This window comes from Nostoc sp. 2RC (assembly GCF_014222165.1).
Taxonomy (GTDB): domain Bacteria; phylum Cyanobacteriota; class Cyanobacteriia; order Cyanobacteriales; family Nostocaceae; genus Nostoc; species Nostoc linckia.
This window is the reverse complement of sequence record NZ_JACKZU010000306.1, coordinates 1-10053: the sequence shown is the minus strand read 5'-3', so window position 1 is coordinate 10053 and position 10053 is coordinate 1. Positions and strand designations below refer to the sequence as shown.

8 protein-coding genes are annotated in these 10053 nt (G+C 36.0%); all 8 read right to left on the bottom strand.

The features are described 5' to 3' along the window. On the bottom strand, positions 1–1325 hold a 1325-nt coding region (locus tag GNE10_RS26145), incomplete at its 3' end, for a hypothetical protein (protein WP_185568112.1). 138 nt (positions 1326–1463) lie between these two features. Next, complete coding sequence (locus tag GNE10_RS26140) at positions 1464–2240, bottom strand: DUF1698 domain-containing protein (RefSeq protein ID WP_185568109.1); 777 nt, start codon at positions 2238–2240, stop codon at positions 1464–1466. Positions 2241–2274: 34 nt separating this feature from the next. Beyond that, positions 2275–3078: a methyltransferase domain-containing protein gene (locus tag GNE10_RS26135; RefSeq protein ID WP_185568106.1), complete on the bottom strand. Its 804-nt coding sequence runs from the start codon at positions 3076–3078 to the stop codon at positions 2275–2277. 44 nt (positions 3079–3122) lie between these two features. Further along, a complete protein-coding gene (locus GNE10_RS36165; protein WP_185568103.1) occupies positions 3123–6380 on the bottom strand; it encodes a glycosyltransferase in 3258 nt (1085 codons plus the stop codon). Positions 6381–6412: 32 nt separating this feature from the next. After that, positions 6413–7759, bottom strand: a complete 1347-nt coding sequence (locus GNE10_RS26125) for an ABC transporter ATP-binding protein (RefSeq protein WP_185568100.1) — start codon at positions 7757–7759, stop codon at positions 6413–6415. 151 nt (positions 7760–7910) lie between these two features. Continuing rightward, on the bottom strand, positions 7911–8756 hold the full coding sequence (locus tag GNE10_RS26120; protein WP_185568097.1) for an ABC transporter permease: 846 nt from the start codon (positions 8754–8756) through the stop codon (positions 7911–7913). 236 nt (positions 8757–8992) lie between these two features. Continuing rightward, positions 8993–9727 (bottom strand): Uma2 family endonuclease, encoded by a 735-nt coding sequence (locus GNE10_RS26115; RefSeq protein ID WP_185568095.1) that lies wholly within the window; start codon positions 9725–9727, stop codon positions 8993–8995. A 59-nt stretch (positions 9728–9786) separates the two neighbouring features. Beyond that, on the bottom strand, positions 9787–9921 hold the full coding sequence (locus GNE10_RS36160) for a hypothetical protein (protein ID WP_260447039.1): 135 nt from the start codon (positions 9919–9921) through the stop codon (positions 9787–9789). Positions 9922–10053 lie beyond the last annotated feature (132 nt).

Below are 10053 nucleotides of genomic sequence, written 5' to 3'. Positions count from 1 at the left end.
ATACTTAGTTCTCTCATTAAAAATTGATCTGGGAAAATAAAATTTAAACAATTATCAGGTGATTTACTTATGGATTTATCTATAAAATTTATTATTTCTAAGCAATTTTTACCAGCCTTCCTTTGTATCGAAATATTTTGCGCTTCTACAATACTACTAGTTGAACTATAAATAAAGAGAGATATTAAAAAACTCAAGCATAATCCTGAAACTATATATTTTTTTTTGACTCCAACTTGCCATTTGTAGAAAATCCATAATCCAGACAATTGTAAACAGGATATGACTAATAATATCGAAACAGTTATGTACCTAGATGCAGTAGCTTGCTCAACACCAAAACCAGCTCTACCAACAGTAGTAATTGATGCAAACAAAACGGTAAACCAACCGAATGATAACCAAGGTGCTACTTTATTGGCAAACTCTGATTTTTGATCAACAAAAAACAAAATATTAAAAAAGAAAAAAATTGATATTATTATTATCCCAGTACCTACAGGAGGAAAAGTAGTTTTTAATAATGAAAAACCTATGAGAGTGAAGAAGTATTCAAATGCAATTAATGGATTCTCTAAAACAAAAAATATAGCAGGATGATTAGAAGGTTTTTCATAACCAATATAATAGATTGCAACACAAAAAGTAAAAATTACCATCCATAACAAAATCCTGAATTGTTTCTGTTTATTTCTTCCTTCAAGGATGTATACTGATGGCAGTATAGCCAGCCAAGATAATAATCCATGAGCGGACGAAAAGCTAGCAATAAAACAACATATAGATGCAAGTAATAGTCTAATATTTGGAAGTAAGTTTTTAGGTACAGTAAGAATGAAAACTGCTAATATTAAGCAGGTATTGATTAGTAGCCAAGCTATTTGAAAACCCCATAACCAATTCTCATACTGATTCAATGAAAAATGTGCAATAGAAATTGTTACATTAAATAAATGAAATAATACTTTATTAGATTGATTCCAATTAGAAGCTGCAATTTTATATAAAATTAAAAAATTTAGTAAAGCTAACAAAAAAATAAAGTAAATTTCTAGTTTAATATTCCATTTAGAAGAAAATGCCAGTACTGCAAATATTATCCTTGGAAAAAGTATGCGATGCTCGTTGTGTTGAGAAAAAAAATCGTTGAAATTTGTAGTACCGCTATGAATTTTATCAAAAAAATTTACTAAAGCCCAATCATCGCCAAAGGGTAAATTGACACTAAAAGTAGTTACAAACCAGAAAAGTAGAACAGCTGGTAGGGAATATGCAACTACTAAGAGTAACTTTGCTTTTTGAAATGAAACAGGTTTGTTGTACATAATTTTTTCGGTGAAATTTTATTGATTGTAGAATTCAAGTAAGAATCTGCGCTCTTCACCGAATATTTCAAATTGATGATAAGGATGTTTAGGACGGTTCCAGAGGATGTTCATAAAATATGTTGACTTTAGCCTACACTAACGAACAGCTGCTAAAGCAAAGCTCGGTCCATTCGGATGATCTGGAGCATCAAAACTAATTTCAATGTTTTTCAAACCAAAGTAGTTGAGGCAAGATAGTATATCATTACGGCTCATCCAATAACTATTGCTTGCATTACCGCCACAGAAACCTGACCATTCCAGCGCTTTTTCATATTCTTGACGATAAAGAATGTGCTTAAAGCCATCATAATTAGTTTGAGAACTACCTGTAAATTTATGTCTCAGCTTCGGATTAGCTGAAATTATATTTTTGTCGTAATAATGAGTCCAAATAAATATTTTATCTGTACACTTAGCTATTAATCCAATCAATTCAGCTGGATTTGTCATATGATATAGTACACCGCTAGCTATGCATACATCAAATTTAGTCTCGGTGTTTCGCAAATATTCTACAAAGTCCCCATATAAAAAACGTGTGTTTTTGAGATCTAATATTTCTTTGATAATTAAACACTTTAAATAAGCACGACTATTAGCTTCTATTGATAAAATTGATGCTGCTTTTAAGGATTCCAACATATAAGTGTGTCCTGCTTCTAATGGGCCCAACTCCAGCACAGTTTTACCTTGAATTCCTCCTAATCGAGTTGCGGCCCAATCAATTCTTGGATCTTCAAACAATGGAATTGAACCTGCTTGAAAATTTGCCAATGGAGCAGGTAATTTTGATGACCACTCACCTTTAAAAATATCGAGTGCGTTTTGGGGACTGGGCGCAGATTTGATGTATTGATCTAAAATGTTCATAGTTTTATAAAATGAACTGAAAAACCAGAAAAATTTATGCTATTTTTTTCAAAATGGCAATAAATTCTATTCCATTCTTTTGAAGCAATTCGATTTCAAAGTTGAAATATTGCTTTCTACAGTAAAGAAGAAATTCTAAAAACTCTACCTGAGTCCATACATGAAAGTGAATACTGTAGTTAATATTCATCAAGTGCTGAACTGATGCTGCAACTTCAGCTTCTGGTACTTTATTGACTAATCTACTCCACTCCTCAAAGTGAGAATTCACAGACCATGCAGGCCCATAAGCATAATCATCGATCAAGTGTTCCAGAGATGTGACCGGGCGCTCGGAGTCAAAGGTGTAACGCATATCTGGCACGGCCATATACAAAATCCCGTTAGGCTTTAGTACTCTCAAATGCTGCTTAATTGTACTGATAGGGTTTTGGCAATGTTCAATCATGTGATTAGCAATCACAAAATCTACTGAAGAGTCGGGTATGGATAATAGATTTTCGCCGTCATCAATAATATCAATTTCTACTAATTCAAATTCTGCGAGTTCTGGATACTGTTTTCTGAGTTCAGCTACAGATATTCTGTCAACATAACGAACCTCAGCATTACTGGGAACTTCTAACGGTGAATGTAGCGCTCCAATCTCAATACCATGACCCGATAAATACTGCGAAGCAATTTGCCTACGCAATCTTTGTTCCGGTGTACTAGCATTGTTAGTTTTTACTTGCAGCTCAGGTGTACTAGCATTGTTAGTTTTTTCCTCGACTCGGAGTTCATTTTTATTTATTAAATCCTTTAATTTATACAGCAAATTTTCTAATACGTAACCCATCTATGACATTACTCCTAAAATAATAAAATCTTAAATTTAAAAGTCTATATCCTTATACTAAAGTCTTCGACTTGCCTAGATAAATGTGGACTATAACAAGGATCGTGTTCCATAAATTCTTTCCATTTATTCTGCATATACATTATTTCTTTCATAAATCTAGCTTGTTTTGCAGGTGTATCTTCATGGCCTCTACTCTTAGATTCATAATGGTACAGTAGGACGTGCGGTAAGTAGATATTCTTGTAACCTTTTTCAACAACCTTTAAACAAAAATCAACATCATTAAATGCCACCTTAAGTTCTTGTTCAAAACCTCCTATAGCTTCAAAAATTTCTCGTCTACACATTAAACAAGCTGCTGTTACAGCGGAATAATTATTTACAGTTAGGATTTGATCGAAGTATCCTGGAGAATCAGCTGGATAATATTTATGACTATGGCCAGCAACTCCTCCAATACCCATAATTACGCCAGCATGTTGAATTGTATTATCTGGATATAATAACAAAGCTCCCACAGCACCTATAGAAGGTCTTTGAGCTTGTTCAACCATTGCATCAATCCAGTCAGGAGTAATGACTTCGATATCATTATTTAAAAATAGTAAATAATCTCCTTTAGCTTGATTAACTGCATAATTATTAATTCGGGAATAGTTAAAAGGTATATCTAATCGGTAGCATTTAAATCTACTGAATTCCTTTTGCTTCCATTTGGAGATCACATTAGCTGTATTTTCTTCTTGACTCCCGTTATCTATGAGAATTACTTCATAATTTGGGTAAGTTGTCTTATCAAAAATAGATGTAAGGCATTTGTCTAAAATATCGCCTAAATCTCTTGTAGGGATGATAATGCTAACAAGTTTATAATCTTTGATTGTGTATCTAATAATGTAATGACCAGCACAGTTACGAGTCGGTGTAACTCGCCCGTCTTCTCCTCGTCTAGCAAGGGCATCTACTAATGCTTTCTCTGCTGCAATGACAGCATAAGGTTTTTGATCTGGTTTACTTGCCGCAGATTGGGGATGAATTCTCCAGTGGTATAATATTTTTGGTATGTGAAATATTTTTGTAGTTTTTTCCGTTAATCTTAAAACTAAATCATAGTCTTGACTGCCCTCATACCCTACCCTAAAACCTCCAATGGCGTTTACTAAATCTCGTCGATATATCCCTAAATGGCAGGTATACATCCGAGATAAAAAAGAGTCAGGACACCAATCTGGTTTAAAGAAAGGATCTTGAAGTTTACGGTTATCATCAATTTTATCTTCATCAGAATAAATCATATCTGCTTCTGGATGCTTATTCAGCAGTAGAGCAGTTTCATACAAAGCATCTGGAGTTAGTAAATCATCGTGATCTAGTAAGGCAATAAATTCACCTGTTGCTATTTCTATTGCTGAGTTAGAACAACTAGAAATATGGCCATTTTCAGTTCTAAAAATAACTTTTATCCTAGAATCTTTCAAGGAGTAGTCTTCTAAAATTTCTCTAATATAATTATGTGTAGAGTAATCGTCAGCAATACATAACTCCCAACGTGGATACGCTTGATTCAATACAGATTCAATAGCTGCTCGGAGATAGACCTCAGGAGTATTGAAAACAGGCATAATCACACTAATAGTCGGCTGATAAGCTAAGAATTTTGCGGTTTCAACCATCTTTTGTAAGGCTGTTTCAGTGGGGTAGTTTTGGTTCAGCCACTTCTGGTAATTAAGATCGTTAGTTTGAGGAATACCTGGTAGTGGGATGGTAGATAGTGATAAATCATCAAAGTTTAACTTTGAAGAAGTTTTTTCCCGTAATTTGTTCAAGCAGTAACGGAGTCCCTTTGTTCTGAACACAAACCATAAATTTTTCAGTTTTGACAAAAAATTTATGTAAGATAAACTATTTTCGTCTATTAAATTTGTAGCGCTTTTGAATTTAATCCATAAACTTTTGTCAAACGAGTTTTCATCGTCCAGTGAACCCAAGACATGTCTAAATCTAAACCATATTTTTCGCATCCGCCAAAATTTACTAGTACTCATCGCTATAATTGTGCTCTGCGATCGCTCTAATTGAGCTTGAGTATCTTGTAATTGAAATTGGGAATGTTCTAACTGAGCTTGAGTATCTTGTAATTGAAATTGGGAATGTTCTAATTGAGCTTGAGTATCTTGTAATTGAAATTGGGAATGTTCTAATTGAGCTTGAGTATCTTGTAATTGAAATTGGGAATGTTCTAATTGAGCTTGAGTATCTTGTAATTGAAATTGGGAATGTTCTAATTGAGCTTGAGTATCTTGTAATTGAAATTGGGAATGTTCTAACTGAGCTTGAGTATCTTGTAATTGAAATTGAGAATGTTCTAACTGAGCTTGAGTATCTTGTAATTGAAATTGGGAATGTTCTAACTGAGTTTGAGTATCTTGTAATTGAAATTGTAATTCCTGCAACAGAAGCTGATTTTCCTGTACTTTAGCTTGAGCTTGTTGCAGTTTTATTTGTGTGTCTTGTAGTTGAGATTGCAATTCCCGCGATTCTTCCAATATCTTAGAAGAGTGCTTGTTGATTGCAGGATATTCTGCTTCTATACTGCAAGGTTCTGCCCGAATAATAAACTGTAAAGTTTCGGCATCTCGATCTTCTTCAATTTGTTTAATAGTCTCACTGTTGAATTCTGCTCTATTATTCTTAGGTATCAAAGGATTATCTGAAAAAATTCCTATTTGGGTTTGGTCAACAATGTTTACTAAATATCCTGGTCTTTCAAATAATTCCTCAACTGTTTTTCTGGTAAAAAACCTTAAATGAGTGTTATCTAAAATTCCTAATTCTGTATATTCAAATCTACCTTGTAGTAAAGATAAGCGAATTGCACCGTGAGCAATATTTGGGATAGAAGCAATTACATATCCATCTTTTTTTAATATCTGCTTTGTGTCTTCCAAAATTTTCCAAGGGTTTCGCAGATGTTCCAAAACATCTCCAAATACTGCTACATCAAACTCATGGCTAGGTAAAATTTCTGTAACAGAAACAAAATCCAAGTCTGCAACTATTACCTCTTTACAGTATTGTTCGGCAAGTTTGGCAGCATTTGGGTTTATGTCTACTCCTGTGACAATACACCCTTTCTTATTGAGTAACTTAGCAAAGTAACCAGTCGCACACCCAAAGTCTACTACTCGCTGATTGTCTGCAATGAGATTGAACATTTTCGTTAAACTGTGGTTTTGATCCAAACCTTCTTCTGCGAGGGTTTCAACTAAGGGGTAATCTTTTGACCAATCTTTATTCATAATTACTAAGAGTCTAGTGATATTTACATTAATTAAACTTGTGTTGCTATTCTTGGTAAGACTTCTTTGTTTACTTCAACAACCATAGGTTGAGCTACTAAAGCATGAATGTGCTTTCCAGTCTCTGGGGGCAAAATTTGAAAAACCATGATATTATCAATCCAGTCAAAGCTAAGAGCTTCATAGCTTTCAGAACCAGCAACTGTTAAGCTATAAGAACTAGGTCTTAGAGGTAAATTAAATTTAAATTTAATTTCTATTTCTTCTCCTGGTTCTAATTCTCCTATTTTTATATTTTCTTCTAAAGTATTACTACCAATTACTTCATTTCCATTTTTATCGCATATATAAAAGCCCACAATACAACTTTTTAGGGAAAAATAAACTTTCAAATTCACAATTAAGGTTACTTGTTCATCAAATGCAAGAATGGGATTTTCGCCAACATATTCACCTAAATGATTAAGGATTTTTACGCTTTCTATTCTGGCTTTTCCACTTCCTCTGCGTGTTGCCTTGCTGAAACTTGAACTTAGAGATGAAATATCGCTATTTTGAGGGGTTGAAGCTTGTGTTTCTTTATTTATAATGGTATTTACTTGTTTTTGGGAATTAACTTCAACTTCTTGTGCTAAACCTAATTCAAGTTCTGTAACTAGTTTTAAATATTCAATTACAACCGCATTTGGCAATCCTGTGGTATGTACTTTCCCGTCATGAATCATGATCGCTGAATTGCACAATGTTTTGATTGCGCCGGCATCGTGGGAAACAAATAATGTTGTCACTCCAGAATCCATCATCGCACGCATTTGCCGCATACAACGATGTTGAAATACAATATCTCCAACAGCAAGTGCTTCGTCAACAATTAAAATCTCTGGATCTACATTGACTGCTACAGCAAATGCCAAGCGTACATACATACCACTAGAATAAGTTTTAACGGGTTGTTCGATGAAATCGCCGATATCGGCAAAAGCAGCAATATCATCAAATCTGTCTTCGATTTGTTTTTGACTCAATCCTAACAATCGTCCGTTAAAAAAGACATTTTGTCTTCCAGTAAACTCTGGGTTAAAACCACTTCCTAATTCTAATAAAGCAGAAACTCGACCATCGACTCGCACATCACCAGTTGAAGGGGTGAGAGTTCCCACTATAATTTGTAACAATGTACTTTTTCCAGAACCGTTGCGTCCAATTACTCCAACAGTCTGTCCTTTGGGAATCTCAATGTTGATATCCCGAAGTGCCCAAAATTCATCTGTTCTACTCTTACCGGGTAGCAAAACTTCTTTGAGCCTATCGACAGGGCGGCTGTAGCGTTTGAAACACTTGGAGACATTCTTAAGGGAAATAGCAATTTCTTCACCCATACTTTTGCTGTCAATCCTCAAAACCCACACACTAAGGCTAAAATGCGATGTCTACGACGGGCTATGCCTACGCACTTATTGTGCCAGATGCCACTATATAATCAACCCTGTTATCTCTAGCTAAGGAACTTTACCCTATTCAACTGCAAGTTTACAATACATCTGCGAATGCTGGACGCAGGTGACGATAACACGACAATCCTCCAAAAAACACTAAAACCGCAATTAGTGAGGAAACTCCCCATTCGCCCCAGTGTTTTACTTCTCCAACTAAAACTATGTCACGATAAACTTCAGCGATCGCTGCCATTGGATTTAACCAGAATACCAAACTGCGCCATTGCTCTGGAATTGCTGATGCTGGATAAACAAGCGGTGTTGCGTAAAACCAAATATTTAAAATCATCCCTAAAGTCTGCGGGATATCTCGTAAAAAGACAGTTAGTCCTGCAACAAAATAACCTAACCCTGCCGTTAGTAATAACTGCGTTAGCCAAACCAAGGGTAATAGCGCCAAGGTAGTATGTAAAGTATGAGAAATTGCTGCCACAAAAAAAATCAATGCCATTAAACCCAAAGAACTCTCAATGAACGTAGATAAAATTGGCACGAGTGGTAACAAAGTTAGGGGAAATACAACCTTTTTGACTAAATTCGGCTGTCCTACTACTGAACTAGCAGACTGTATCAAACCCCCTGTAAAAGCAATCCAGGCAAGTAAGCCTGCAAATATCCACAAACCAAAGGTGAAGTTATTTTCTGGTAAAGTTTTGAGAGTTAATTTTACTCTCAACACAACGGAGAATACATAAGTGTAAATCAGTAATTGTGATAACTGATTTACCAAAGGCCATAAATTGCCTAAAACAGAACCTTGATATCGCGCCTCTAAATCTCGCTTTACCAAAATTCTTAGCAAGCCAAATTTTGCCCATAATTGTTCATTTACAGGCACTATGCGCCTCAGTCTTCCCGCTTTACGTACAAAACCTCGCATTGTCTGTAACAATTTCTGGTTCCTCGTTCACTACTTACACACCTAATTGTTCTCCATAAAGCTTTATAGCAATTAAAGTACGTTTGTCTTCTTTGGAGAATAAATTGTTGCTATGAAATCTTATCCAAAATGTGCCGATTATACAATAAATCCGCTATTGGCAAGTGTATTTTAACTACAAATATAAATTTTTGTCGGCAATACTGCTTTGTTTGTCAAAGGAGCAAGTTTTTTAGCTAACTCAAACTATCTGGATCGATACCCTGCGATCGCAAATACTCTGCCAATCTATCAGCCCGTTGGCGTTCTTGTTCGGCTTTTTCTTTTGATGTTGGCACCCAGCCTGCTGCATTATACCAACGCAACCACAAGCCCGTTGTCTGCTGATAAGTACCTTGCCACAGACCCAATCCTAATTCTAATTCTTGCAACCAAAAGCGGTTCTCTATTAAAGATATTGCCTCGTAGCTAGTCCCTTGAAGTTGAAAGGCACGCAAATGATTTTCATAGCGGTCATAAATAACGTAGTAGGGAACCCGCAAAATCCGTTCATAGACTTCCCACTTGGTTGGGGGCTGGTTGACCTCCCGTAGGGTTTTTCCCAAGTCTTCTTGTTCCGTACCAGGTGAGAGTAATTCCACCACTAAAAAAGGCACAACTCCCTCTTGCCAAATGACGTAACTTAAGCGTAGGTCTTGCTGTAGAGTAGCGCTAGGTACTCCTAGAACCATGTACCAATCAGGACGTTTGTACCATAAAGTGTGGCGCGGGTCATAATAAAGATTTAAATCGCTAGCGAGTAAAATTTCCTCTGGTGGATAAGTCTGAGGTTGACAAGTCTCAGTGAGTAAATCCGCCTGAATGCAGTGAAATTCATCTGGCAAACCCGATTCCCCTATTAATTCACTGGGTAAATCACACATCGTAGGCATGGTTTCTTGCGGTGGGCGCGGAGGATCTGTTTGATACATCACTGTTACCTTCATTGTTTAACTCAAACTATCAGGATTTACTCCTACGATCGCAAATATTACGCCAACCGTTGCGATCGCAATTGTTCTTTCTCCAACCTCACTTGTGCCTCAGATGTTGCCTGTTGCGCTCTGAGAAAGGTATGTACTTGTTTGGTTGTTGATTTAATTTTAAGCTTTTTGTCTTTGGGCATTGGGCATTAGGCATGGGGAAAGGGAAAGGGGCAAGGGGAAAAGGAAGGGGAAAGATTAAATTTATTCCTTTTCCCTTTTCCCGGTTGGTGAGCTTGTCGAACCATTAACCTTTTCCCCTGCCTCCCCATCTC

Coding starts and splice junctions, on each gene's coding strand:
- GNE10_RS26140 (WP_185568109.1), bottom strand. CDS start 2,240: ATGAACATTTTAGATCAATACATCAAATCTGCGCCCAGTCCCCAAAAC.
- GNE10_RS36165 (WP_185568103.1), bottom strand. CDS start 6,380: ATGAATAAAGATTGGTCAAAAGATTACCCCTTAGTTGAAACCCTCGCA.
- GNE10_RS26125 (WP_185568100.1), bottom strand. CDS start 7,759: ATGGGTGAAGAAATTGCTATTTCCCTTAAGAATGTCTCCAAGTGTTTC.
- GNE10_RS26115 (WP_185568095.1), bottom strand. CDS start 9,727: ATGTATCAAACAGATCCTCCGCGCCCACCGCAAGAAACCATGCCTACG.
- GNE10_RS26120 (WP_185568097.1), bottom strand. CDS start 8,756: ATGCGAGGTTTTGTACGTAAAGCGGGAAGACTGAGGCGCATAGTGCCT.
- GNE10_RS36160 (WP_260447039.1), bottom strand. CDS start 9,921: ATGCCCAAAGACAAAAAGCTTAAAATTAAATCAACAACCAAACAAGTA.
- GNE10_RS26135 (WP_185568106.1), bottom strand. CDS start 3,078: ATGGGTTACGTATTAGAAAATTTGCTGTATAAATTAAAGGATTTAATA.